This window comes from Alteromonas pelagimontana, from assembly GCF_002499975.2.
Lineage (GTDB): Bacteria > Pseudomonadota > Gammaproteobacteria > Enterobacterales > Alteromonadaceae > Alteromonas > Alteromonas pelagimontana.
The window spans coordinates 3,262,555-3,288,451 of sequence record NZ_CP052766.1 but is presented as its reverse complement, the minus strand read 5'-3'; the positions used below and the strand labels follow the sequence as shown (position 1 = coordinate 3,288,451).

The window sequence follows — 25,897 nt, the reverse complement described above, 5'->3', positions numbered from 1 at the left end:
ACCACCTTAATGCACAAAGGGTTCAAGGCCAGACAAACGCATCCGGGGTTCATAAACTGGTACAGGACGTGGCGCTACACCTTCAACCACATCGGCAATCGCACGAATATGTTCAGGGGTACTGCCGCAACAGCCGCCAACAATATTCACCAACCCCGCCTTCGCCCATTCTTCAATGTGAACGGCCATTTCTTCGGCGTCCATATCGTATTCGCCAAACTCATTAGGCAGCCCTGCATTCGGATGCGCAGACAGCAGACATTCAGAAACGCTGGACAATTCATCCACGTACTGACGCAGTAAATCTGGTCCTAAAGCACAATTTAAGCCAAAAGAAAAAGGTTTGATATGGCGAAGAGAATAATAAAAAGCTTCGGCCGTTTGTCCGGAGAGGGTTCTGCCGGAAGCATCGGTAATTGTGCCTGAGATCATGACTGGCAGCGATTTATTCAGTTTTTCAAACACAGTTTCCACTGCAAAGGAGGCGGCTTTCGCATTGAGAGTATCAAAAATGGTCTCGATTAAAATAATGTCTGATCCACCTTCAATCAGCGCTTCGCAGGATTCTACATACGCTTCTACCAATTGATCAAAAGTAACGTTTCTTTTACCGGGATCGTTTACATCAGGAGAAATAGAAGCCGTACGGTTTGTTGGCCCCAATACACCAGCCACAAACCGAGGTTTGTCTGGCGTAAGCCTGGTAAACTCATCGGCGGCCTGACGAGCAAGTTTTGCCGCCGCCAGATTTATCGCGCGCGAATGCGCCTGCATATCGTAATCTGCCATCGCGATTGTCGTGGCATTAAAGGTGTTGGTTTCGATAATGTCAGCGCCGGCGTCGAAATAAGCGCAGTGGATATCATAGATAATCTTGGGCTGAGTAATTGAAAGCAGATCATTGTTGCCTTTCACATCGCAATGCCAGTTAGCAAACTGTTCGCCACGGTAGTCTGCTTCCTCCAGCTTATGCTGCTGGATCATCGTACCCATTGCGCCATCCAGAATCAAAATACGTTTAGCAGCAGCCGCTCTTAGCTGCTCATCAGGTTCTGAGCTCACTTTCTACCTCTTAGGCTGTGCCTTTTCCGCTAACAAACTCAAATCATAAGGCGTAGTTTGGTAAACGTAATAATTTAGCCAATTGTTAAATAATAAATTGCCGTGGGACCGCCACCTTACCAGCGGCGCTTCGTTGGGATTATTATCGGGATAATAATTGACTGGAATGGCAGGTTCCACACCCGCTTCCAAATCCCGGTGGTATTCCTCGTTCAACGTTTCTGCATCATATTCTGGGTGACCCGTGATAAACACCATGCGTTTGTCATCAGATACTACCACGTAAGCGCCGGCTTGTTCAGACTCTGCTACAACCTGCAGTCCCGATACCTGGTTATAAACCGCACTGTTTATATGTCCGAATCTGGAGTGCGGCGCATAAAACTGCGGATCGAACCCGCGCAAAATTTCATTGTGGGGATCCAGCACCTTATGCTCGAAAACCCCGGAGATTTTTTGCTCCCGCAAATGGCGCTGCACGCCGTAAAAGTGGTACATCGCGGCATGGGCTGCCCAACAAAGGTACATTGTGGAATTCACATGACGCTGTGCCCATTCAAGTATGGTGGTCATGGTATCCCAGTATTTTACGTCTTCGTAATCAATATGCCCCAATGGAGCGCCGGTAATAATGAGACCGTCATATTTCTTCTCAGCAACACTGGAAAAGTCATGGTAGAAGGCATCCATGTGCGACTGTGGTGTATGCTTGGGTGCCAGTTTATCAATACGGATTAAATCCACATTGACTTGCAAGGGGGTGTTGGAGAGCAGCCTGAGCAACTGAACTTCAGTCTCAATTTTATTAGGCATCAAATTCAGGATACCCATTTCCATGGGCCGAATATCCTGCGTGGCTGCACGATTGCTATCCATTGTGAAAATATTTTCTCCCAGCAATACATCCTGGGCAGGGAGTTGTTCTGGAATTCGGATTGGCATGTCGGCTCCAATAATTAACGATGATGGAGCTATTGTGGCGCAAGCGCGGGGAATGTCAACTTCTTTACGTCTAGACGTCTAAACGTTTCTGTCGTTTTTTCGATGCATACTGATAAGAAGTTCTGCTTCAGCACGAGGTAAATCACAAGCCTGCATAATTTCCGCAATCGACGCGCCTTGCTTTACCAGCTCCGTTGCGCGGGAATAAAGGCGCATTGACGGGTCTTGTTGCTTCACTTCTCTCAACTGGTTTTCCAATTGAACTAGCTGCTCCTGAAGCTGTTGCAGGTGCTTTCCCTGCACCAGACTTCGGGCTTGTTCTTCATTTATCTGATGAGAAAGGTGCGCAATTTCATCACCAATAGCATTGCGCTGTATTTGTTGCTCTTCTTTCACCGTGAGCAATGAGTTGCTCACGCCTCGCAAGCTAATCGCTAAAATAATACACAGCAGCAATGCCACGCCAGCAAGCCCGATAGCAATATAGGTCAACGTCGTTACATCCATAGAATGGACACCTGGCTCCATATTTATTAATCAATTTATCGTATGCCAATCCGTAGTAATAGTTATTCGCTCAGAGTGCACGCAGCGGTGAATAATTAAAACCTTGTTATGCAGGAATGGCGTTACCTTATAACCAGCGACAACGTAGCGCCTTAAACGGTGGGGGCGGATCCGCAAGGCCCCCTGTTTTCTGCGTTGCTCAAATTTAATGAGCACTCCAGATTCTCACTGTGTCATCAATTACCGCTGCGGTCAGGTCTACGTCGTTCGCAGAGATAACAAGTAAAAGCTGACAAAAAAGGCAGGTTCTGCGACCTGCCTTTTTCCACTACCCAATACTAAATATTGGTAATTTCATCCCACTCTTCGTCGCTAAGCAGTTTATTTAAATCTACCAGGATAAGTAGCTCGCCATCACGATTGCTTACGCCTTGAATAAACTTAGCGCTTTCCTCCGTGCCGACATTGGGCGCGCTGTCAATTTCCGACGACCGCAAATAAACCACTTCAGCAACGCTATCTACTAAGATGCCCACCACCTGATCATCAGACTCAATGATGACGATACGCGTATTGTCGGTGGTATCAGACGGCGGTAAACCGAACCGGGCGCGAGTATCGATAACTGTCACCACGTTACCACGAAGATTAATAATACCCAGAACATAGTCTGGCGCTCCCGGCACCGGTGCTATCTCTGTGTGCCGTAGCACTTCCTGCACTTGCATCACGTTGATGCCGTATGTTTCATCACCAAGGCGATACGTCACCCATTGCAGGACTTGATCCTTGCTGTCGGGGGTATTGCTGGTTGTTCGTTCGTCATTCATGAACCTGGCTCCCATTACTAAGGCATCTTCTCATTACTGCCCAAGCCATTGTTGAGCATTGAAATTAACTGATATACATCAATTAACGCACACATTCTTTCTTTTACCATTCCCGCTAACCACGGACGTTTGCCTTTGGCTTCGCGCCATTTAACTTCGTCTTTAGTCAAGGTAACAGTGTTAACCAATTTATCGCTGGCCAAACCCCACAAACTATCACCTAACGTAATAAGATACTGATAGTGTAGCGTTTCTGCGAGTTTTTGGTCGTATTTTTCTGGCATAACCCATAAAGCCGTGTCGACAACATTCATTTTTTGCGCGCGATGTAACATAACACCTTTAAACCACGCCGGCTTCCCGATCAGTGGTGACACTTTTTCGAGCCGATGAATGCCGCCCAATGTGGTAAGCGGCACCGCCATAGTCAGTCCTGCCACTTCAAAGAATAACGCCTGAAAGCGATTGTCGAGCTGATCCTTTATTGGCTGCAGGACAACGTTAGAAGCGTTTTCTTCAGGTATGCCTTCAGCTTCCGTCGCAGGAGGTTCATCAAGCGCACCTTCCAAATAGATATCACTGTCTTCAGGATCACTGGCTGCGGAGGGAGCATCAAGTATCTCCAGCGCCGCCTGTTCAAGAAGCTTTGCCGTTTTTGCCGTTACTTCAGCCGGATCTTCCGGCGCCTGTAAAAGGCTGTCCAGATAAGCTTGCATAACATCTTCACGGGCAAAAGGCGTACTTTTTGTCATTACTTTGTCTATCGCTCCAGTTCTTCAAGTAACTTGGTATAGGCATAGACCCCGCGAGTGCGTGGAAAAATGACGGACGCCGGTGATTGCGCCTGGCTTGCATCGCGAAAACGTGTATCGACCGGGATCATACCCTGCCAGACGTTATCGCCATAGCCTGTCATCAACCTTTTCTGAGCAATGATAGCGGCGTTCGTACGACGGTCAAACATGGTTGGCACTATGATAGTGTCGAATTCCTTGTGCAGCGAACGCCCCATAATTTTCAGGGTATGAATCATGCGATCCAAGCCTTTTAGAGCAAGGAACTCTGTCTGTACCGGCACTATCACCTTATGACAAGCCGCTAAAGCATTGACCATCAACACCCCCAAAACAGGCGGACAATCCAGCAGTACGTAATCAAAATCGTGCTCAATCGCTTGCAGCGCCTTTTTTAAAATCAGTCCCATACCGTTCTGATTGCCCAATTGCCGATCCAGCGTGGCTAATGCCATTGTCGCAGGCAAAATGAAAAGGCTATCCAACTTTGTCGGTATCAGGCAATCAAGCACTATATCGGCATTAACTGGCGCTTTATGAATAAAAATATCGTAAACTGATGAAGATAACTCTTCAGAATCCAGACCAAAATAGTAACTTAGTGACGCGTGAGGATCGGTATCTATCAGCAAAACACGTTTATTTTGTTGCGCTAAAAGGCCACCGAGTGTGACAGTGGTTGTGGTTTTCCCCACCCCGCCCTTTTGATTGGCTATGGTCCAAATCTTCAACTTCCACTCGCTCCCAGTGTTTCAGGCTGACCCGAATCTACTGCATCTCAGTTAAAATGCATTGTGCGATATTTTCGATACTGATGCTCTTTTCAGAAATATTGGCAGATGCTACAGCTTGAGGCATTCCATAAACCACACAGGAATCCTGATCTTGCGCCCATATTTTGGCGCCACTCGATTTTAAAAGACGCGAGCCTTCACGGCCATCAGCCCCCATACCTGTAAGAATAACACCTAGTACATCACCCCCGAATACTTTATGTAAACTACCAAAGGTGACATCAACACTGGGCTTATAACTAATCTTATCAATCGCTTCTGCATCTGTGATAACAATACGCGTTTGGTTTCCGGCTCCCTCGAACAACATTTGCTTTCCGCCAGGAGCAAGGTAGGCGCAGCCGGGGTTAAGAATATCCCCATGTTCAGCTTCTTTTACCGTAATACTGCAGTGGTTATCTAAACGTTGTGCGAATGCATGAGTAAAGGTGCCGGGCATATGTTGCACCAACAGGATCGGATGAGGAAACGTTGCCGGGAGAAGGGAAAGCACCTTTTGCAGTGCCACCGGACCGCCAGTGGAGGCCCCGATTGCAAGACACTGATATTTCTTGCCGGAGCGGGTGACTGACGACACCGTAGGTTGGGCCGAAGCGTCGACTCGTCCGGTTAGTACACTGGAAGATCGAAAAAATTTTGCCGCAGGTGCATTGTCTGGAAGCGCTCTGCTAGGGCGAACCGTATTCATCGATGGGCGACGTATACCAATGCCTCGGCGAGCCAGTAAGCGTACTTTTGTTCGTAGCACGCTGGCCGCTTGCGAGCGGTCTTTGGCAATATCTTCAAACTTTTTAGGCAAAAAGTCCAGTGCCCCTGCTTCCAACGCATCCAGTGTTGCTTGCGCTCCATGATGGGTGAGCGAGGAAAACATGAGAATAGGAAGTGGGCGGCGGTCCATAATCGCCTTTACGGCTGAAATACCATCCATTACTGGCATTTCAACGTCCATTGTTACCACATCAGGTGAAAGCGATGCTATCTTGTCTAAAGCTTCCTGACCGTTTTTTGCTTCACCAACAACTTCAAGTTCTCGATCATCGTCGAGTATTTCGCGGACGCGACGACGATAAAACGTCGAATCGTCCACTACCAGGACTTTAAAGACCATGGATTGTTAATTCCTTCGTATGTTACCTACTTCATTGCCTTACGAGCATATCGCTTCAACAGGCTTGGGATATCAAGAATCAACGCAATACCACCGTCTGAGGTAATTGTTGCACCTGCCATACCGGGGGTTCCCTGTAACAGGGCATCCAATGGTTTAATTACCACTTCTTCCTGCCCGATAAGAGCATCAACAACAAAACCGACTTGTTTTGTGCCAATCTGCACCACTACCACATGGCCTTTATCACGCTGGATATTTTTGGGACCGCGAATTAACCATTCGCCCAGGAAAAACAACGGTATGGCTTTAGAGCGAACAATCATAGTCAACTGACTATCGACAGTATTGGTCTTTTTAATATCCATATTGATGATTTCGTTTACCGCACCGAGCGGTAACGCGAACGTTTGTTTCCCCACCACAATCATTAGCGTGGGAAGAATTGCCAGCGTTAATGGAACTTTGATTTCAAGACGGGTACCTTTACCCAATTGCGAATCAATTTTAACAGTACCATTTAATTGATTAATCTTTGTTTTTACGACATCCATGCCGACACCACGACCGGAAATATCGCTGATTTCAGTTTTTGTAGAAAAGCCCGGAGCAAAAATCAGGTTAAATGCTTCAACATCTGACATTCGCGCAGCAGCATCCGCATCCAGAACCCCTCTTTTAATCGCAATTTCTTTCAGCTTCTCCGGGTCCATCCCTTTCCCATCATCTTCGATGACAAGCAGGATGTGATCGCCTTCCTGAGAAGCCGATAGTTTGACGGTTCCCATTCGGGGTTTACCAGCAGCATGACGGTCTTCGGGCATTTCAATGCCGTGGTCTACTGAGTTGCGTACCAGGTGCACTAAGGGATCAGCGAGAGCCTCTACCAGGTTTTTATCCAGATCGGTCTCTTCGCCTTCAAGCTCCAGCGTTATTTCTTTTTTCAAGCTGCGGGCTAAATCCCGCACCACCCGGGGGAAACGGCCAAAAACTTTCTTGATAGGCTGCATGCGCGTTTTCATTACCGCACCCTGCAAATCTCCCGTCACCACATCAAGATTAGCAATGGCTTTCGTCATACTCTCATCATTGATGCTAACGCCCAGACTCAACAAGCGGTTGCGAACCAATACCAATTCGCCCACCATGTTCATAATCTGATCAAGCCGCTTGGTATCCACACGCACGGTGGTCTCTGCCTGAGGAGACGCGGGATTGGCTTTTTTCTCTTCTTTTAAAGGCGCAGCTGCGGCTGGCACCGATGCAGGTTTGCCGGAGGCTGGTTCAGGGGCTGGCTTGGTTTGCTCAGTCGCTGCGACTTGCTTTTTCTTCGCATCGTTGACCGCTTTGGTTGCCCCTGCATCAACCCGAATTTTTGGTTTTTCCGAGACAGAGGAAGGCGCAGACGGTTCATTTTTTGAAGGCCCCTGACCTTTGCCGTGAAGCTGATCAAGCAAGGCTTCAAATTCATCGTCTGAAATTTCGTCTTCGTTACCGCTGCCGGTACTTTCGGCCTTTTTTGCTGGTGATTTCTGTGACTCTACCGTTTCGCCGACTGGACCGCTGAATTGGCCTTTGCCGTGAAGTTCATCAAGCAGAGCTTCAAATTCATCATCAGTAATGTCTTGAGCGTTACCGGCTGGGGCGTCTTCCGCTTTTACTGAGGTATTTTCGGTTCGCGACGCCGCTTGTTCAGGCTGTGCAGGACGTCCGGGAGCGCCGCCACCATGCAGCTCATCCAGAAGTGCTTCAAACTCATCTTCGGTTATGTCATTGATAGTGCCATCGTTACCGCGTGCGGTAACTGCTGCTACTTCTGGAGCCTGAGGAATGTCTTCAACGATAACATCGTTTTCATCAGTTGGATCGGACGGGTCATCCTGCTCACCAACAATTGTGGCTTCGCCAAAGATATTTTCATCAGGAGATTCAGGACGACTTAATTTATGCAATACTTCAACCAGTGCCGCATCAGCAGGTTTAAGCGGCTCCTGATTTTTCACTTTCTCAAACATCGAGACAACGACATCAGTAGCCTGCAAAATAACGTCCATCAATTCCGGCGTTAGTGTTCGCTGGCCGTTACGCATAACGTCGAAGACATTTTCTGCGCCATGACAGATTTCCACTAACGCAGTAAGCGAAAGAAAGCCCGCACCACCTTTGACGGTATGGTAGCCACGAAAAATTGCATTAAGTAAATCTGCATCCTCAGGATGATTTTCCAGATCAACAAGCTGCTCTTGAAGCTGTTCAAGAATCTCTCCGGCTTCTACCAAAAAGTCTTGTAATATATCTTCGTCTACATCAAACGCCATGCGCCCGCTCCCCTAAAAACCTAAGCTCGACAGGAGGTCATCCACATCATCCTGGCCTTTAACTACATCATCACGTTTATCGGCATCGATTATTGGGCCTTCAGCCTCCACCTTATTCACCTTCACGGCTTTTTTAGGCTTCTGCGTTTGTTTATTCATCGCTGCAATTTCAGGTTCGCCGAACATCGTAAGCATATTGACCAAACTGTCTTCAACTTCTTTCACCAGTTCAATAACCCGTCTGATGACCTGGCCAGTCAAGTCCTGATAACCCTGCGCCATAAGCACCTCCGTAAGCAAACCGGTAAGTTTGTTTGATTCCGTTGATGCATCCGAAAGCAATTCATCAATGTCAGTGCACAGAGTCTTGAATTCACCCAGTTCGATCTGCCGATTCATCAGCTTTTTCCACTCTGGCATAAGCGTATCGATGCGGTGCGTTAGCGTTTCAGCTATCGGCATACTCGCTTCAACAGCGTCCATTGTGGTGTTGGCCGCTTTTTCCGTCTCTTCAATGACATAAGTTAGACGTGTCTGTGCGTCGGGAATATCGTTATTTGCCAAACCAACAATGCGTTCGTCCAGTTGAAAGTTATTTAATGCGTCATGTAATTGGCGGGTAAGTTTGCCAACTTCAGCAAAAAGTTCGATAGATTCTTTAGTTGACGCGGCTTCTAGAATCGCGTTTGCAGAGGCGTTATCGCCCTGCTCCAAATAGACTACGAGCTGTTTGGCTTCTTCGAGCGTAATAGGGACGTGAGAACTTGCCGACATCCAGTTTTCCTCTTAATTGCTTGAGAGCGTCTGGATTAACCTAAACGTTCGAAGATTTTTTCTAGCTTTTCCTTGAGAGTAGCGGCGGTAAAGGGCTTAACCACGTACCCGTTCACTCCCGCCTGCGCTGCCGCCACGATCTGTTCTTTTTTCGCTTCGGCAGTAACCATCAGCACGGGCAGGTGTTTTAATCTGTCATCTTTGCGAATCGCCCGCAGCAAATCGATGCCCTGCATACCCGGCATATTCCAGTCTGTGACAACAAAATCAAAGTCACCTTGCTGTAGCATGGGTAAGGCAGTACTGCCATCGTCCGCTTCCTGGATATTGGAAAACCCCAGATCTTTGAGCAGGTTTTTTATGATACGTCTCATAGTAGAAAAGTCGTCTACCACGAGAATTTTCATATTTTTGTCCAAAATGGCCTCCAGTGAGGAATAATTAATTGTTATAAATATTAGTATGCGCTATTCATCAGCATGCCATGACTGCATTCGTGATTTGAGTTTTAGCATGGCCTGGCTGTGTATCTGGCTAACTCTTGACTCGCTGACGTCTAGAACTTCACCTATCTCTCGCAGGTTAAGTTCTTCATCATAGTACAAGGAAAGCACAATCGCTTCTCGTTCCGGTAGTGTAGTAATAGCATGAGCGAGGGCTTTTTGAAAAGCTCCTTGCATTAAATCTTCTAAGGGCGAATCGCTTCCCTTCGTCTGCTCTGTCGTAATGACATCTTCAGAAACACCAAGATCTTCTATCCCAACGAGTTTACCGGCGTTCACCTCATTGAGCATTTGATGATAATCAGCCAAATTTACGTTTAGCTTCGCGGCGATATCGGCGTCCCGGGCATCTCTGCCGGTTTCTCTTTCCACCTGCGTAATCGCCTGAGTAATTGCACGACTGTTTTTGTGCACTGAGCGGGGCGTCCAATCGCCTCGGCGTATTTCGTCCAGCATTGCGCCGCGAATACGAATGCCAGCAAAGGTTTCAAAGCTTGCGCCTTTGGAGCCGTCAAAGTTTTTCGCCGCTTCCAACAAGCCAATCATGCCCGCCTGAATGAGATCATCCACAAGCACACTGGCAGGTAAGCGCGCTAGCAGGTGGTGAGCAATACGCTTCACCAGCAGCGCATGTTGCTCAACAAGCTGCGATTTATCATTTTGCTGGCGGTAGGCGGCTGCTTTACTGTTCACCGTAGAGTTCCTGCGGTTTTTCTAGTCACTAATTGTTCAATGAAAAATTCCAGATGCCCACCCGGCTGACTGGGAACAGGCCAGCTGATTGCTTTTGTCGCTAGCTGAGAAATCGCCACCGCAGCGGGAGAACCGGGAAAGGCATCCACAATAGCAGTTTGCTTACGTACAGCGCGGCGAATATTTTCATCGAAAGGAACCGTCGCCACCAGTTCCAGCGCTACATCAAGGAACCTGCCGGTAACTTTTGAAAGCTTACTGAAAAGCTCCTGCCCTTCACGAATATCCCGCACCATATTCGCCACGATTTTAAATCGAAACACGCCGTGCTCACGATTCAAAATTTTAATAAGCGCATAGGCATCGGTTAAAGACGTTGGCTCGTCGCAGACAACCACCATAATATCCTGCGACGCTTTTGAAAAACTGAGCACCATATCAGATATGCCGGCGGCGGTATCGACTATCAGAACATCAATCGGCGAACGTAATTCGCTGAATGCGCGAATAAGTCCGGCATGTTCCGTGGGCGACAACTCAGCCATAGACTGGGTGCCAGATGTTGCTGGCGCAATTTTTATGCCGTGGGGCCCGGTAACAAGCACCTCATCCAGGGTACATTCACCAGACAGTACATGAGACAGGTTTTTCTCGACCCGCAGACCCAACATAACGTCAACATTCGCCAACCCTAAATCAGCATCTAATACCATGACCCTTTTACCTTGCTTGGCCATGGAAATAGCTGTGTTCAGCGTAATGTTGGTTTTACCGACGCCACCTTTACCACCGGTGACGGCAATAACTTTGATTAATCGTGATTGATTCATCTTTCTTAAGCTACTCGCTTGATCTTCGATCATACTGCTCGTGCTGAATTGACAACGTGATTGTCTTTAGTATGATTCAAACCGTACTTTTTATAAAGCTTTGCCGCAGCAGATACGAGAGATTTTGCATCAGCAACCTTAATATCTTCCGGTACTTGTTGGCCGTCAGTCACGTAACTTACGGGTAATTGGTACTCTACTGCAACACTCAAAATTTCTCCTAAACTGTAGCATTCATCAAGTTTGGTAAAAATACAACCGTCTAACTTCACAGCATCGTAAGCACCGATAATACGCTGTAATGCGGGATATTGGGTATTTGCTTGCGCAACCAGGTATTTACGTACCGGTTGCATTTGACCATGATTAAACTGATTCAGCTGTTTAATCAAACGGCTATCACGTTGGCTGAACCCTGCCGTATCAACCAGGATCAGGCGTTTATGACGCAACTGAAAAAGCTGTTCAGCTAGTTCTTCACTAGTTTGTGCTTTACGCACAGTGCAGCCGATAATTTTACCGTAGGTAGCTAATTGTTCAAATGCAGCAATACGATAGGTGTCAATGGTAATCATTGCCACTTGTTCTGCGCCATATTTCTGTGCGTATCTGGCTGCCAATTTTGCCACCGTAGTTGTTTTACCGGTTCCAGTAGGGCCGACCAGCGCGACTACACCAGTCTGACTTAAAATATCATTCCCTGTAACATTGAGGCGATTCGCCAATAAATTCAACAGGTAAATCCATGCGTCCCTTTCGTTATAGTCTGCTGGTGTGTAATTAACAAGTTGCTCAGCCAAATGACTGCTAATTCCCATACCAATAAGACACTGCGTCAAATAGCTATGAATTGGGCGTTGGCGACGCTGCCTGGCTTCCATCAAATCAGCCACCTGGTATTGCAGTACGCTTCGCAAAGACGCTAATTCTTCTTTGATAGCATCCAGGTCACCAGTACCGCTTCGATGTTGTGCGGGGGTAGGATCATCAAACACTGACGCTGGTTCAGGCGCTTCATCAAAATGATTATCAAATTGATAAGCGTGTTTTGGTGTTACGGGTTCTGGTGCAGACACCTGGGAAACTGGCGCGGCATTGGCTTTGAAATTGTGCTCTGGCTGCGATTCATGTTTATAGGCAGACTGCGTTTCCGCCTGCTTTTCAAGCAATGCGCGTAAGCTGTCAGGGCCATCGTCACCTATAATTTCGCTGAGGCTGGGAACGGTTTTGCCTGATGCAGGTGTAGCGCCCTCACGTTGCTGTGGATGGCGAGTTTTAAACGACATTTTAGCATCAGGATCTTTATCATAAGCCGCTACTAATTCAATGCCATCCGCCACTTTGCGGTTAGACATAATCACTGCGTCACTGCCGAGCTCTGCTTTCACAGCGTTTAATGCTTCACGCATATCTTTGCCAAAAAATCGTCTAATCTTCATCACAACCTCTGCACTGACCCGGCGTCAGATTATTGACCCACTGAGCTAACTATTCTGATTTGTTTATCATCGGGAATTTCCTGATAAGACAGAACATGTAACCCGGATACTGAATACTTCAAGAAGCGCGAAAGTACTGGACGTAGCATGCCTGATGTCAGCAATACTGCGGGCTCGCCTGCCAGTTCTTGCTGTTGACCTGCCTGTTGTAGCGATTGCTGCAACCGTTCGGCCAGTCCTGGTTCAATGCCCGCGCCATCTTCGCCTCCTGCTTGAAGAGACTGGTGCAACATCTGTTCCAACTCTGGCGCCAAGGTAATGACGGGAATTTCTTTTCCGCCTTGGCAGATTTCCTGAGCGATAAGCCGCTTTAATGAAATTCGTACAGCAGATACCAGTACATCCGGGTCCTGACTCTTGGTGCCATATTCACTTAACGTTTGCACAATACTGCGCATGTCGCGAATGGGAACACCTTCAAACAGAAGCGTTTGCAACACTTTTACTACCGTGCTTAGCGGCAGAATATCCGGCACCAGCCCTTCCACCAGTTTGGGACTGGATTTCGCCAACATATCTAACAACTGCTGTACTTCTTCGTGGCCAAGCAACTGGTATGCATTATTGGTGAGCAATTGGCTGAGGTGCGTCGCCACCACCGTGGCCGCATCGACTACCGTGTAGCCTAACGTCTGCGCGTGTTCACGCTGTTTAGGCTTGATCCAGACTGCATCCAGGCCGAACGCCGGATCTTTGGTGACCCTTCCGTCCAGCTTACCAAATACCTGACCGGGATTAATTGCCAGTTCCTCATCGTGACTGATTTGTGCCTCACCAATATTCACGCCAAGCATAGCAATCGTGTAAGCATTAGGATCTAGATCCAGGTTGTCGCGAATGTGTACCGGCGGAATAAGAAAACCCAGCTCTTGGGAAAGCTTTTTCCGGACGCCTTTAATTCGTGTAAGCAGCTCTCCACCCTGAGATTTATCCACCAGCGGAATCAGACGGTACCCCACTTCCAGACCAATAGTATCGACCTGTTGTACGTCGTCCCATCCCAGTTCTTTTACTTCTGGTGCGACATGCTCATCAGCATGCAGTTTTGCCGGTGTGGAAGGTTTTTGCGCTTCAATTTTAGCCTGTCTTCCCTGCCAGTAACCATAGCCGCCGACAATGCCAGCAAAGCCAAGAAACGCGATATGCGGCATACCGGGAACAATACCCATGATAAACAAGATGGCAGCAGTAATATATAATGCGCGCTGATTGCCCAACTGCTTGCGAATTTCCGTACCCATCTGCTGATTTTCGTTTTCGCGGGTTACGATGATGGCAGTGGCAACAGATAGCAGCAGTGAAGGGATTTGCGCCACCAAACCGTCACCGATGGTAAGAATTGTGTAAACTTCAAGCGCATTGCCAAAACTCAGATCATGCTGCAACATGCCGATGAACAAGCCGCCGACGATATTGATAAGCATGATAAAAAGACCTGCAACCGCATCACCTTTTACGAATTTTGACGCACCATCCATGGAGCCGTAAAAGTCGGCTTCGGCGGTGATTTCTTCGCGACGCTGACGCGCCTGATCTTGATCAATGTAGCCAGCGTTCAAATCAGCATCAATCGCCATCTGTTTGCCTGGCATCGCATCAAGAGTAAAGCGTGCGCTTACTTCAGAAATACGACCCGCTCCGGCAGTCACTACTTTAAAGTTAATAATTAACAGAATGGCAAAGACGACGATACCCACAGCATAGTTACCGCCAATGACCACCTCACCAAAGGCTTCAATAACCTGTCCTGCTGCGGCGCCCCCTTCATGGCCGTATAATAAGACAACGCGGGTGGACGCTACATTCAGAGCTAATCGTAAAACGGTGGCGATCAATAATACGAGGGGGAAAATACCGAAATCCACTGGTTTGTCTGTCATCACGGCAACGAGGATTATGACCAGCGATAACGCAATATTAAAGCTAAACAGTACGTCCAGAAGGAACGGCGGCATGGGCAGAATAACCATGCCCATAATTGCCAACAACACGATTGGGGCGCCAAGCCCGCTGCTAATTTTTTGCATCTGGTTTTTGTCAAACCGCTGCAGGTATCCGGATAACTCCATCGCGTTTTAGTCTCACTAACAGAAAATTGACGGTACGATATGTCTGCGTTGTGTAGTTCAACTACCGTGCCAAGGTGAGACTTTAAGAAAAATTAGTGGCGAAGCTCTGGCGGGATAGGAAGATCTTTCTTGAGCGGCTTCGGGCGTTTCCCTTTACCCGCTTTAAAAGCACGTAACTGGAAAACATAGGCCAACACTTGCGCCACTGCCATAAAGAGCTTGTGAGGAATTTCATGCTCCACTTCGGTGGAATAGTAAATAGCGCGGGCTAACATCGGTGACGGCAAAATAGGCACATCGTGAGCAGTCGCAATTTTACGAATATGCATGGCAAGTTCATCGATACCTTTGGCAACCACTACCGGAGCCCGGTTACCATTGTTATCATACTTAAGGGCCACAGAGAAATGCGTCGGGTTAGTGACAATAACGTCGGCCTGGGGAACTTCCTGCATCATTCTACGTGCTGCAGCCTGGAACTGCAGACGGCGGATGCGCCCTTTCACCATAGGATCGCCTTCGGCATTTTTGTGCTCGTCTTTGATTTCCTGCTTGCTCATCTTCATTTCTTTGTTGTGCTTATAAATTTGATAAGGCACATCAAAGGCAGCAATGGGGATCATTCCCAGGGTAAGAAGCAAAAATGCCCATTCCAGCATTTCCATGGCATGAAACAGGTTTAGCGGATAAATTTCCACATCCAGATGCAACGCTTCTTCCTTAAAATACAATAAGGCAACTAGAGCCAACCCCCCTATAACAAAAAACTTTGCAAAAGCTTTTAACAGCTCAACCAGCGCATTAACACCGAACATGCGCTTAAAGCCACTTAACGGACTAAGCCGGCTGGCTTTGGGTGCTGCAGATTCCCAGGTAAAATTATAACCGCCCAGTGCTATAGAGCCATAAACGCCAGCCACCATAGCCACTACCATATAAATAATCACTGGTACGCTCACCGTATCCAGCGCCTCGCCCCAGGCAGAAAACATGTGGGTAATGTCGTAGGTTTCGTCGCGGGAAAGCGTAAACATACGCTTCGTCATCGCAAATACTGCTTCAGCAATATACCCGCCGATGATCAAAAACATCAGCGCACTAACAATTAAAACCAACGTGGTGGAGAGCTCTCGGGAACGGGCAATCTGCCCTTTCTTTCGAGCATCCTCGATTTTTTTCCCCGTGGGGTCTTCTGTTTTTTCGCTTGAATCAGCCATATTGAGTCAACCTTAGGTCGGGCAGATCCGCAGTAGTTCACACATAAACTGCTGCGCGCGTTCCCACTGAGTATTAAAGTGAGCAGTAAAATTATCCATAGTTATCCAGATAACAATGAGTCCCATAATTTGAGCAATGGAAAAACCAATACTGAAGATATTTAATTGAGGGGCGGCTTTGGTCATTACGCCAAAGGCCAGATTCACGATTAATAATGAGACAATGGGTGCTAATGAAAGCGTAATGGCCGACACAAACATCCAGCTTCCCCAATGTGCAATTTCTCGAAACTGCTCTGGCGTCCACCATCCGTCGCCTATGGGAAATGCGTCAAAGCTTATGACGATCATTTGGATCATAGAGAGGTGCCCGTCGAGGGTCCAGAACAGCAAAGTCGCTAGAATCAGATAAAACTGACCAACCGCAGCTACATTGATACCGTTCACCGGATCGACAATTGACGCAAACCCCAGACCTGTCTGCATGGCAACAATTTGTCCGGCAATAACAAAACTGTTCAGCACCATCATGGACACAAAGCCAATGGCAATGCCGATGATTAATTGCTGAATGACTAAAACAAAAGTTCCGACATTCACCAGGTCAGTCACCGGCACTGGCGGGACTACAGGAACAATTACCAGCGTAAGAAAAACGGCAAGCAAAGCTCGAACCGACGGTGGGATGGATTGAGCGCTTATTCCAATCATGGTGGCGAACATTCCGCTGATACGCATAAACGGCAGCATCATATCGGCTAAAAACTGGATGATTGAGTTCAGTTCAACGTCCATGACGTTAGCCAACCACTTGTGGAATCTGTTCTACCATATGAAAAGTGAAATCCATCAGCTTCTGTACCAGCCAGTTGCCGCCCCAGCTCAATGCTAAAAGTGTCACAATCAGGCGGGGTAAGAAGCTCATTGTTTGTTCGTTGATGGAAGTAGCAGCCTGAAATACAGCTACAATCAACCCTACTATCATGCTGGGAACAATGACTGCAGATACCAGCAATATCACCATAAACATGGATTCGCGCAGGATTTCAACAAAGACTTCGGGTTGCATAGTATGCTCCTAGACGCCCATACCGAAGCTGGTTGCCAGAGTACCAAAAATAAGATTCCAGCCATCGACCAGCACAAATAGCATCAGTTTGAATGGTAAAGAAACAATCATGGGCGATAGCATCATCATACCCATTGCCATAAGAATAGACGCAACCACCAAATCAATGATCAAAAATGGAATAAAGAGCATAAAACCAATTTGAAACGCTGTTTTTAGTTCGCTGGTCACAAACGAGGGAATGAGAATGGTCAGAGGGACTTCTTCGGGTTCCTGATACTTTCCTTCATCCCCTGCAATTCTGACGAAAGTTTCCAGGTCTTTCACCCGAGTCTGTGACAGCATGAACGCACGCATAGGTCCCTTTGCTTCTTCAAATGCCTCCTTTGAACCAATTTGCTCATCAAGATAAGGCTGCAACGCACGTACGTTAATTTCTTCAAACACCGGAGCCATAATAAACATTGATAGAAACAGGCTAACGCCAATTAAAATCTGGTTTGAAGGAGCCTGCTGTAGTCCAATCGCCTGACGCAAAATCGACAGCACCACAATGATGCGGGTAAAAGACGTCATCATCATGATAAAGGCGGGAATGAGACTCAGTGCAGTCATGATAAACAGCGCTTGCAGCGTCATAGAATAATCTTGACTGCCATCGGGGTTGGTGTTTACCGTTACCGCTGAAATACCTTGCTGCGCAAAAGCCGGTTCGCTGCTAAAAATAAATGCAGCAAAGGCCAGAAAAAGATACCCAATAACTTTATGACTTTTCAACGTCACTTTCCTTTACAGCTGGATTGAGCTTGCCCGCCATCGCCTTGATTAGCTTTTGTTTAAACTGATCGCCGCCGCCCTTCGTGGAAGGGATAATCAGTGGGGTTTCCAGTTTGCTCAAATGATTAATATTGTGGGCAGTCACACCTATCAGATGTTGTTCATCACCGACTTCAATAACCATGATGCGTTCCTTCGTTCCTGCCATCATGCTGGCTACCACCTTCATTTGCCCATTGGTACTATGAGTGACATTAAACCGTCGCATGAGGTACGCCAACGAAAAAATAATACCAACTACCAATAACAGCGATAGGAAAATTGACAGTACAGAAGTGGGATTAGTGATGGATTGCGTGCTCTGCGCATTGCTGAACGAGCTAAAAGTAAGGGGCAGCAGCGCGCAACCCCTTCTTAGTACGAGCTTTTTAGCGAAGCTTTTTAATTCTCTCGATTTGACTGATAACATCCGTTAGCCGAATACCGAATTTGTCGTTAACTACTACTACTTCTCCATGAGCAATCAACGTGCCATTTACCAAGACGTCCAGTGGTTCACCCGCTACGCGATCTAATTCCACTACTGACCCTTGGTTCAATTGTAGCAGATTCCGTATGCTAATCCGGCTTCTGCCAACTTCCATTGAAATAGTAACAGGAATGTCGAGAATCGTATCCAGCTTCTTCTTTTCTTCCTGAGTTATCGGTGCGTCATCGGAGAGCTCGTCCAGCTCTGCAACCTGAACGCCTTCGCCGCCAGCCTTTTCATCGGAATCTGCCTGTTCGGCCATGGCTGCAGCCCAATCATCCATACCGTCTTCTTCACTCATGGAAATGCCTCATCTGCTTTAAAATCTGCATTACAAATCTTCTTCAAGTATTTGTAGCTCCGCGTCGTTATCGATAACACGCCCGCCACGGGTTAATAACTGTAACTCCGATTTTACGGAGGTAGGTCTTGCTATTTTGTCGGTTATCTTTAATGCCAAATTATCACGCGAGCGTCCTAATTTCGCCCGGAATGTAGGTAAGTCTTCGATAAGCACTGTAATGTGTTCGGGCATTTCTACCGGAATAATGTCGCCCGCTTTTAAGTCCATAATTTTACGCAATGATATATTTACGTCTAACATATGGGTGCTAAGTTCAACTTTAACGTCCATGATTTCATCACGTAGCGCTTTGCTCCAGCGTAAGTCAGTATCTTCCTTGTCGCTCTGAACACCCGCATCCAGCAATTCGCGGATAGGTTCCAGCATCGAGTATGGAAGCGAAACGTGAAAATCGCCACCGCCGCCGTCCAATTCAATATGAAAAGAACTGATCACCACCACTTCCGTCGGACTGACAATATTCGCCATAGCAGGGTTCACTTCTGAATCCAGATACTCAAACGATACATCCATGACCGGCGCCCAGGCTTCTTTGTAATCTTCAAATATTATCTTTAGCAACATTTGAATAATACGACGTTCAGTAGGCGTAAATTCCCGGCCTTCAATCTTGGCATGGTAACGCCCATCACCGCCAAAAAAGTTATCTACCAGAATAAACACCAATCGCGCTTCCATGGTAATTAATCCGGTACCTTTCAACGGACGAAAACGCACCATATTCAGGCTCGTAGGTACAAACAGGGTATGGATGTACTCGCCAAACTTTATCATCTGAATGCCGTTTATTGATACTTCTGCAGCACGGCGCATCATATTGAACAAACTTACCCGCAAATGCCGGGCGAATCTTTCGTTTACAATCTCCAGCGTTGGCATGCGCCCACGGACAATTCTGTCCTGAGAAGAAAAGTCATATTCCAGCGCAGAAGCATCAGAGGCAGAATCGCTGACATCTTCTTCATCGACGTCATCCACCCCATGCAAGAGCGCATCAATTTCGTCTTGGGATAATAAGTCGCTCACAGTGTCATCCTGGTTATTGCATCACAAAGCCGGTGAACAGCACCTGCTCGACTACATTGCCATCTGTAATTTCTTTCATCACTCGCTGCACTTCAGTTAATGCCTGCTCCCGAAGGGTCACTTTCCCTGCCTCGGTTATCAGATCATCAGCGGTGCCGGCGCTAAAGACCTGTAGCAAAGTGCCTTCAATTAAAGGAATATGCTTTTTGGCAGCTTCTTCGTTATCAACGCCTCTTACCATTAATTGCACTTTTATTTCGACTAAGCGATCACGTCCGTTGCCGGGTACATTGAATACAAAAGGTCTTGGCATTGCGACATACAACGCTGTGCCCAATTCACTTTTCGTTTTGGCAACTGGCGCTGGAGCAGTGTCATCTCCGGTTGCAACTTGTTCAGCAGGAGGCGTATCATCGCCCGTAAATAAAAAGAAGTAAGCTGCCGCTCCGCCTCCTAGCAGCACAACCGCAATAATGATGATCAGCATCATTTTGCTTTTCTTGCCGCCTTCTTCAATCTGTAATTCTTCGTCAGCCATGGTTTACCTTTCTTTTGCCTTTGCCCGTATTATCAACGTTCATAAATAAATGGCAATCTCTGCGCAAATGAAATGTAAGACGGTGAATATTAAGCATAGTAGTCAATACCACCTTGCGCACGGTGAGTAAGAGGTTGCTCAATGACTGTGGTGTCACTCATTTCCTCTTCGGTAAAACCTCCACCGCTGCCGCCAGACCGGTTTCCAGAGTCACCATCTTCACCTTGCTGCCGGCTTTCTTGTTGAACAACGGATTCTCCCAGCTCAATGCCCTGCTCCGCCAACAATTCCCGTAAGCGGGGTTCAGCCTGCGCGAGTGCATCTTTAGCTTGCGGTGATTGCACAATAAAATTCACGCTGGCAGTATCGCCAGATACATTTACCCGCACCTGCATACTGCCCATTTCAGGTGGATCAAGACGAATCTCCGCCATGGTGTTGCGGCTGTTAAGCATCCAGCGAATCTTTTCATTAAGTTGTTGCTGACCTTCCGGCTGATGGATGTTGACGGGTTTTTCAAACCCGTCCTGTATCTGCTGCGACTTACTGGCTTCGCTGCGGATCTGATTATTTTCCTGAATGGCTACATCCGCCGACGCCTGGTGCCTTGCACTGTTCGCCTGTTCCACAGCCATCTGAGCTGCATTTATTCCCAGGTTCAACTGGCTGATTTGTTGCTCAATGCTCTGATTCATCTGCTGAGTAAGCGTAATATCCGCTTCACTCATTGCTTGGGCTATCATGTCCTGTAGGTTAATTCCTGGCTCCCGTCCCTGAGCGAGCTGATCCTGAATTTCGTTAATGCCAGCAATCACAGCCGTTTTCACCGACTGTTGCTGTTGCTCAGATGCTGAGGGAGGCAGCAGCGCTACTACTTTTTCGGCAAGATCTTCTGCCGCGCTCGCTTTAGCCTCGTCCGACAACTCCTGCATTGACAGCATTGCCGCATCCACACCGCTTGCAGAAGTTATGCTGGCGTTGGCAGTATTGGGATCTATATTCAACGAAGCCGAAGTGTCTGAGCCATTAGCATTGCTATGAGCTGTGTTGGCTGTTTTCCCCGCCAATTCAGCTTTTAACATGTCCAACAACGCTGATGCGTTTTCAGCAGACTCTTCATCTGCGGTATTATTACCTGTTGCGCCCTGTGACAAAGCTGACTGCAAATTCGTTATCAAGCTGTTTAGTTCGGACGTGGATAAACCAGTCTGCTTGCCTGTTGCCTCGTTAGCGTCCATTTTATTCAGTAACGCTGCCGCCAGCGCTTCCAGTTCAGCAGAAGCGCTCAACTCGCCACTTCCCGCGGTAGCATCAGTCGCGCCTTCAGCGTCAAGCTGAGCCAGAAGCTCTTGCAATTTGGCTAGCAACTCAGGTATCGAAGTAATGTCACCTTTTAATTCTGAAGCATCTTGTAACGTCATACCGTCAGGTAAAACGAACAAATGATCGTTTTCTTGCTTCACTAAAGCTTCAACGTCAGTTTCAGCACTACCCAAAGCGGATTCTTCCGACAATTCGTTGTCTTTCTCTTGTAGCTTGCGCACCGCATCGACATATTCTAACCAGTCGGTTTCGTTTTTATCTGCCAGAGCTTGTTTAGCATCCTGATTCTGCGCGGCAGCTTTGTCCAGTTCGGCTCTATGACTTTTAGAACTGGCAGCGTGGCGGTCGATTGCAGCCTTTTCTGTAATTCTTTTATTATCGGACGGGTGCGGCTGCCCGCCTTTCTCAGCACGTTTTTCAGCGCCTGCGCGTTGCATAATGTCAGTAAATTGACTGCCGCTCTCAGATGAAACACCTTTTTCTTGCGGTACTTCAATATCTACCGGTAAAGTGGCAATATCTGAACGCTGGGTGGCAATTTGTTGCATAATGACCCTATTCCTGTGCTTCCGATTTACGGCTAACGGCAAATTTTTTGGCGGCCTACGGATGATTATCGTCTTTCTTAATGGGGAGTGAGCAATTCCTGTTCCAACTGATTAAAAAACTTGCAGATACACCCGCAAATTTTCTAACCCATTGGAGAAGCAGTTATTTGTTCAATTTGGCGCGAAAAAATTTCTGCATGGCAAATTCATCGTTCATAGATTGTTCGCGGCGGGCTTCCCGGTTAATTGCCTCTTGCTGCTTTTTATCTATTAAAATATCGACAGCTTTCCGGCGCTTTTGCTGCTCCATCCACACGCGTTTACGCTGATCAGCAACCATAGCTGCCTGCGAGACAAACTGCGTTTGCTGTTCGCAGGCTTTGTCTAACTTGCCGACGAATGATAAATGCTGGTGATACTGTTTGGCCGCAACGCCAGCTCTGCCGTTTTGCTGTATTTGCCGCAAATAATCCAACCGATATTGTTGCAAACTCGTTAGCTTCTGTTTTTGCTGGAGCACATGCTGCTGGGCAAGCTGGAATGCTCGCGCGGCCTTTTGCTCTTTTTCTTCTTCAAATCTGGCAACTAATTCGAGTTGGCGCATATCCGTTAACCTTTACCTAATCCAGTCGCCAGCGCACTCATTCCTTCCAGGCTTTCCGGATACGGCAACACCTGCTTAGTCCCCTGCTGCAAAAAGGCTTTGATGGCGGGTTCAGCGCGAATGGCTAAGTCAATACGCGGATCTGAGCCTTTGGCGTAAGCGCCAATAGCAATAAGATCCTGATTCTGCTTGTAATTGGAATATACCTGCCGAATTCTTCTGGCCTGCATTAAGTGCTCGTCACTGACGACCATAGGCATTACACGACTAATAGAAGCTTCAATATCAATAGCGGGATAGTGACCGCTATCTGCCAATGCTCGAGACAATACAATGTGTCCATCTAAAATGGCTCTGGCCGCATCGGCGATGGGATCCTGAAGATCATCGCCTTCAGTAAGCACGGTATAAAAGGCGGTAATCGACCCCTGTTTTTCATTGCCATTACCCGCTCGTTCCACTAGCGCAGGCAAACGGGCGAAGACAGAAGGCGGATATCCTTTTGTCGCTGGAGGTTCACCCACTGCAAGGGCAATTTCCCGCTGCGCCATGGCGTATCGGGTTAGCGAATCAATTAACAACAGCACATTCATGCCTTTATCGCGAAAATACTCCGCAATGGTGACCGCAGTTTCACAGCCTTTGAGTCGCATCAGCGGCGAGGTATCTGCTGGGGCAGCAACAACCACAGCGCGTTCACGTTCTTCTTCAGTTAAAATATCATGGATAAATTCTTTCACTTCCCGGCCCCGCTCACCAACCAGGCCAACCACCACAACGTCAGCCTTGCAGCCGCGAGTCATCATACCAAGCAGCACACTTTTACCCACTCCACTACCAGCAAACAGCCCCATACGCTGCCCCATGCCGACAGTATTTAACGCGTTAATGGAACGCACTCCCACGTCCATCGGCTGACTGATTGGGCGCCGAGCAAGCGGGTTCATGGGCGGTTTAATGGTTGGTACGCGGGCCTCGGCCACAATAGCTCCCAAACCGTCAAGCGGATTGCCGTTACCATCGACCACCCGGCCCAGCAAACTCATGCCTACCGCCAAGCCGCTTTCGCGGTTCAGCGGCATTACCCGAGAGCCAGGTACAATACCGCGCACCGCTTCTGTGGGCATTAAATAGGTAATGTCTGCGCCAAAGCCTACTACTTCCGCTTCTATTTCACCTTCGATGGTTTGCACCATACATTGGCTGCCTACTGGCAACTGGCATCCTACGGCTTCGAGCGTCAGCCCGATACCACGCACCAGTTTTCCAGCGGCCACAACCGGGGGTGCAGGCACCTGCTTTTCCAGTTTAAGAAAATAATCGCCCCACGGACTAGTCATCACGAAGGCCCTGTTCCATTAGAAATTTATCTAAAATATCTTTGCAGCGGCGTTCCGTAGATACGTCCACCGCATTTTGTGAGGTGACAATGTCACAACCACCGCGCTCCATTCCTGGCGTTTCTACAAAATTCCACTTTTTTTCCCGCACAGTGTCTTCGCCAAAGTGGTCAGTCACCAGTGCAATATCTTCAGGATGCATTTGAATTTGATATTGATTTTCCTGAATCGGAAGCACTTTTAATCCTTCTGCCAGCGCCTGAAGAATGACATTTTCATTGGTGCTGATTTCTGTTTTTATCACTGAACGCGCCAGCGTTACGGCTAGACGAGCGAGCTGCTGACGAATCTCATCATTTACCTGAGCTAGCGGAGCATGAAGTTTCTCGGTTAATTGTTGCCATTCACTTATCTGATTTTCTATTTGCTCCTTGCCCTGGCTAAGCCCCTCTTCCGTACCGGCAGTCAGGCCTTCACGATGCCCGGCTTCTTTACCTTCTTCAAAGCCCTGGGCTTTGCCGTCTTCATAGCCTTTTTGCTTACCTTCGGTATACCCTTCCTCGTAAGCGGCCTGACGAATAGCTTCAATTTCCTGAAGCGTTGGCGGATGAAACTCTTCCTCTTCTTCAGGTGGTTCGTATTTCCAGTCGCTACGACGGTTTAACGCATTGGTTTTCTCATCTTTTCTACGCTGAGCAGCATCTTCGACATAAGGCAAATCCCATGCTTTTGCTTGGGAAAAATCCTCTTCCCCCGGACGTTTGTCCTTCATAAACAGCTCGTTTCATGCAGATTATAAGAATTCATCACCACCGCCGCCGCCAAGCATAATTTCGCCCGAATCAGCCAAGCGTCTGGCCACCGACAGAATTTCCTTCTGAGCCGCTTCAACTTCAGAAATACGTACCGGGCCCAAGGCCTCTAAATCGTCAATCAGCATTTCCGCAGCACGCTTGGACATGTTTTTCGTGATTTTAGCTTTCAATTCTTCATCAGCGCCTTTTATTGCTTTTAGCAGCGCATCTTGCTGAACTTCTCGTAAAATAGCTTGAATGCCGCGATCGTCCACATCTACAAGATTATCAAAAACAAACATCAAATCCTGGATTTGCTGACTCATTTCCTCGTCCTGCTCACGGATAGCGTCCATCAGCTGACCTTCAATGGAGGTATCGAGATAATTCATAATATCCGCCGCAGATTTTAAGCCACCCATTTTCGCAGCCTGAGTGCCGGCCTGACCAGCAAACTGTTTTTCCATAATTTCGTTTAACTCCTGCAAGGCTGCTGGCTGTACTTCTTCCAGGTTGGCGATACGCATAAGAAGATCCAACCGAACTTTTTCCGGGAACTGCGCCAGAATTTCGGCGCTTTGTTCTGGTTCCAGATAAGACAACACAATGGTCTGAATCTGCGGGTGCTCATTACGAATAATGCTGGCCACTTGTTTTGAATCCATCCACTTAAGCGAATCCAGACCTTTCGCTCCGTTCCCCATCATGATCTGATCAATCAGGTTTGCGGCTTTGTCTTCGCCAAGCGCGGCAGTCAGTGCTCTTTTTACAAAATCCTGACTCTGGAAGCCGATGGTGCTGTAATTTTGAATTTCTTCTATAAAGTGTTTGTGTACGGCAGTGATCTTGGCTTGAGTCATATCCTCAATTTTTGCCATTTCACTGCCCAGCTTTTGCACCTGCTTTGGTTCCAGATGCTTCAGGATCTGCGCGGCATCTTCTTCGGAAAGGCTAAGCAACAGAATTGCAGCTTTTTCCACGCCCATTAACTTGGCGACGTCGTAACGCGGCTCTTCAGCTTGAACTAACTCATCAGCCATCTCAA

General features: G+C 47.6%; 27 protein-coding genes. All 27 read right to left on the bottom strand.

The features are described 5' to 3' along the window. Positions 1-6: 6 nt before the first annotated feature. Complete coding sequence (locus CA267_RS14475; protein WP_170669071.1) at positions 7-1,062, bottom strand: homocysteine S-methyltransferase family protein; 1,056 nt, start codon at positions 1,060-1,062, stop codon at positions 7-9. Between the two features lie 3 nt (positions 1,063-1,065). Further along, positions 1,066-2,004 (bottom strand): homoserine O-acetyltransferase MetA, encoded by a 939-nt coding sequence (gene metA / locus CA267_RS14470; RefSeq protein WP_170669070.1) that lies wholly within the window; start codon positions 2,002-2,004, stop codon positions 1,066-1,068. Between the two features lie 78 nt (positions 2,005-2,082). Continuing rightward, positions 2,083-2,511: a DUF2802 domain-containing protein gene (locus CA267_RS14465; RefSeq protein ID WP_075610558.1), complete on the bottom strand. Its 429-nt coding sequence runs from the start codon at positions 2,509-2,511 to the stop codon at positions 2,083-2,085. A gap of 338 nt (positions 2,512-2,849) precedes the next feature. Next, on the bottom strand, positions 2,850-3,341 hold the full coding sequence (locus CA267_RS14460; protein WP_075610812.1) for a chemotaxis protein CheW: 492 nt from the start codon (positions 3,339-3,341) through the stop codon (positions 2,850-2,852). Between the two features lie 17 nt (positions 3,342-3,358). Beyond that, a complete protein-coding gene (locus CA267_RS14455) occupies positions 3,359-4,093 on the bottom strand; it encodes a chemotaxis protein CheW (protein WP_075610559.1) in 735 nt (244 codons plus the stop codon). Between the two features lie 8 nt (positions 4,094-4,101). Further along, positions 4,102-4,866, bottom strand: a complete 765-nt coding sequence (locus CA267_RS14450; protein ID WP_075610560.1) for a ParA family protein — start codon at positions 4,864-4,866, stop codon at positions 4,102-4,104. 37 nt (positions 4,867-4,903) lie between these two features. Next, on the bottom strand, positions 4,904-6,037 hold the full coding sequence (locus tag CA267_RS14445) for a protein-glutamate methylesterase/protein-glutamine glutaminase (RefSeq protein ID WP_075610561.1): 1,134 nt from the start codon (positions 6,035-6,037) through the stop codon (positions 4,904-4,906). A 26-nt stretch (positions 6,038-6,063) separates the two neighbouring features. Next, entirely contained in the window at positions 6,064-8,355 is a 2,292-nt protein-coding gene (locus tag CA267_RS14440) for a chemotaxis protein CheA (RefSeq protein ID WP_075610562.1), read from the bottom strand. A gap of 12 nt (positions 8,356-8,367) precedes the next feature. Continuing rightward, a complete protein-coding gene (locus tag CA267_RS14435; RefSeq protein ID WP_075610563.1) occupies positions 8,368-9,129 on the bottom strand; it encodes a protein phosphatase CheZ in 762 nt (253 codons plus the stop codon). Between the two features lie 35 nt (positions 9,130-9,164). Continuing rightward, the gene (gene cheY, locus CA267_RS14430; RefSeq protein ID WP_075610564.1) at positions 9,165-9,548 is read right to left on the bottom strand and encodes a chemotaxis response regulator CheY; all 384 of its coding nucleotides are present in this window, start codon (positions 9,546-9,548) and stop codon (positions 9,165-9,167) included. A gap of 48 nt (positions 9,549-9,596) precedes the next feature. Then, on the bottom strand, positions 9,597-10,325 hold the full coding sequence (locus tag CA267_RS14425; RefSeq protein ID WP_075610565.1) for an RNA polymerase sigma factor FliA: 729 nt from the start codon (positions 10,323-10,325) through the stop codon (positions 9,597-9,599). Beyond that, a complete protein-coding gene (locus CA267_RS14420) occupies positions 10,322-11,188 on the bottom strand; it encodes a MinD/ParA family protein (RefSeq protein ID WP_075610566.1) in 867 nt (288 codons plus the stop codon). Before CA267_RS14420 ends, CA267_RS14425 begins: the two co-directional genes overlap by 4 nt. Next, entirely contained in the window at positions 11,185-12,594 is a 1,410-nt protein-coding gene (flhF, locus tag CA267_RS14415; RefSeq protein WP_075610567.1) for a flagellar biosynthesis protein FlhF, read from the bottom strand. The genes CA267_RS14420 and flhF overlap by 4 nt, the downstream gene beginning before the upstream one ends. Positions 12,595-12,623: 29 nt before the next feature. Further along, the gene (gene flhA, locus CA267_RS14410) at positions 12,624-14,723 is read right to left on the bottom strand and encodes a flagellar biosynthesis protein FlhA (RefSeq protein ID WP_075610568.1); all 2,100 of its coding nucleotides are present in this window, start codon (positions 14,721-14,723) and stop codon (positions 12,624-12,626) included. 92 nt (positions 14,724-14,815) lie between these two features. After that, on the bottom strand, positions 14,816-15,940 hold the full coding sequence (gene flhB / locus CA267_RS14405) for a flagellar biosynthesis protein FlhB (RefSeq protein WP_075610569.1): 1,125 nt from the start codon (positions 15,938-15,940) through the stop codon (positions 14,816-14,818). A 12-nt stretch (positions 15,941-15,952) separates the two neighbouring features. Then, positions 15,953-16,735, bottom strand: a complete 783-nt coding sequence (fliR, locus tag CA267_RS14400) for a flagellar biosynthetic protein FliR (protein ID WP_075610570.1) — start codon at positions 16,733-16,735, stop codon at positions 15,953-15,955. Between the two features lie 4 nt (positions 16,736-16,739). Beyond that, positions 16,740-17,009, bottom strand: coding sequence for a flagellar biosynthesis protein FliQ (gene fliQ / locus CA267_RS14395; RefSeq protein WP_075610571.1), 270 nt, complete (start codon positions 17,007-17,009; stop codon positions 16,740-16,742). A 9-nt stretch (positions 17,010-17,018) separates the two neighbouring features. Continuing rightward, positions 17,019-17,753 (bottom strand): flagellar type III secretion system pore protein FliP, encoded by a 735-nt coding sequence (gene fliP / locus CA267_RS14390; protein WP_075610813.1) that lies wholly within the window; start codon positions 17,751-17,753, stop codon positions 17,019-17,021. 19 nt (positions 17,754-17,772) lie between these two features. Next, on the bottom strand, positions 17,773-18,186 hold the full coding sequence (fliO, locus tag CA267_RS14385) for a flagellar biosynthetic protein FliO (RefSeq protein WP_075610814.1): 414 nt from the start codon (positions 18,184-18,186) through the stop codon (positions 17,773-17,775). 28 nt (positions 18,187-18,214) lie between these two features. Then, entirely contained in the window at positions 18,215-18,616 is a 402-nt protein-coding gene (gene fliN, locus CA267_RS14380; RefSeq protein WP_075610572.1) for a flagellar motor switch protein FliN, read from the bottom strand. A gap of 30 nt (positions 18,617-18,646) precedes the next feature. Further along, the gene (gene fliM, locus CA267_RS14375; protein WP_075610573.1) at positions 18,647-19,705 is read right to left on the bottom strand and encodes a flagellar motor switch protein FliM; all 1,059 of its coding nucleotides are present in this window, start codon (positions 19,703-19,705) and stop codon (positions 18,647-18,649) included. Between the two features lie 13 nt (positions 19,706-19,718). After that, positions 19,719-20,243 (bottom strand): flagellar basal body-associated protein FliL, encoded by a 525-nt coding sequence (gene fliL, locus CA267_RS14370; protein WP_075610574.1) that lies wholly within the window; start codon positions 20,241-20,243, stop codon positions 19,719-19,721. Positions 20,244-20,332: 89 nt separating this feature from the next. Next, positions 20,333-22,114, bottom strand: a complete 1,782-nt coding sequence (locus CA267_RS14365) for a flagellar hook-length control protein FliK (RefSeq protein ID WP_075610575.1) — start codon at positions 22,112-22,114, stop codon at positions 20,333-20,335. A gap of 163 nt (positions 22,115-22,277) precedes the next feature. Then, a complete protein-coding gene (fliJ, locus tag CA267_RS14360) occupies positions 22,278-22,718 on the bottom strand; it encodes a flagellar export protein FliJ (RefSeq protein ID WP_075610576.1) in 441 nt (146 codons plus the stop codon). Positions 22,719-22,723: 5 nt separating this feature from the next. Next, complete coding sequence (fliI, locus tag CA267_RS14355) at positions 22,724-24,058, bottom strand: flagellar protein export ATPase FliI (RefSeq protein WP_075610577.1); 1,335 nt, start codon at positions 24,056-24,058, stop codon at positions 22,724-22,726. Further along, positions 24,051-24,830 carry a flagellar assembly protein FliH gene (gene fliH, locus CA267_RS14350; protein WP_075610578.1) on the bottom strand — a complete coding sequence of 260 codons (780 nt, stop codon included), beginning with the start codon at positions 24,828-24,830 and terminating at the stop codon, positions 24,051-24,053. The genes fliI and fliH overlap by 8 nt, the downstream gene beginning before the upstream one ends. Before the next feature lie 21 nt (positions 24,831-24,851). Beyond that, entirely contained in the window at positions 24,852-25,892 is a 1,041-nt protein-coding gene (gene fliG / locus CA267_RS14345; RefSeq protein WP_075610579.1) for a flagellar motor switch protein FliG, read from the bottom strand. Positions 25,893-25,897: the final 5 nt, after the last annotated feature.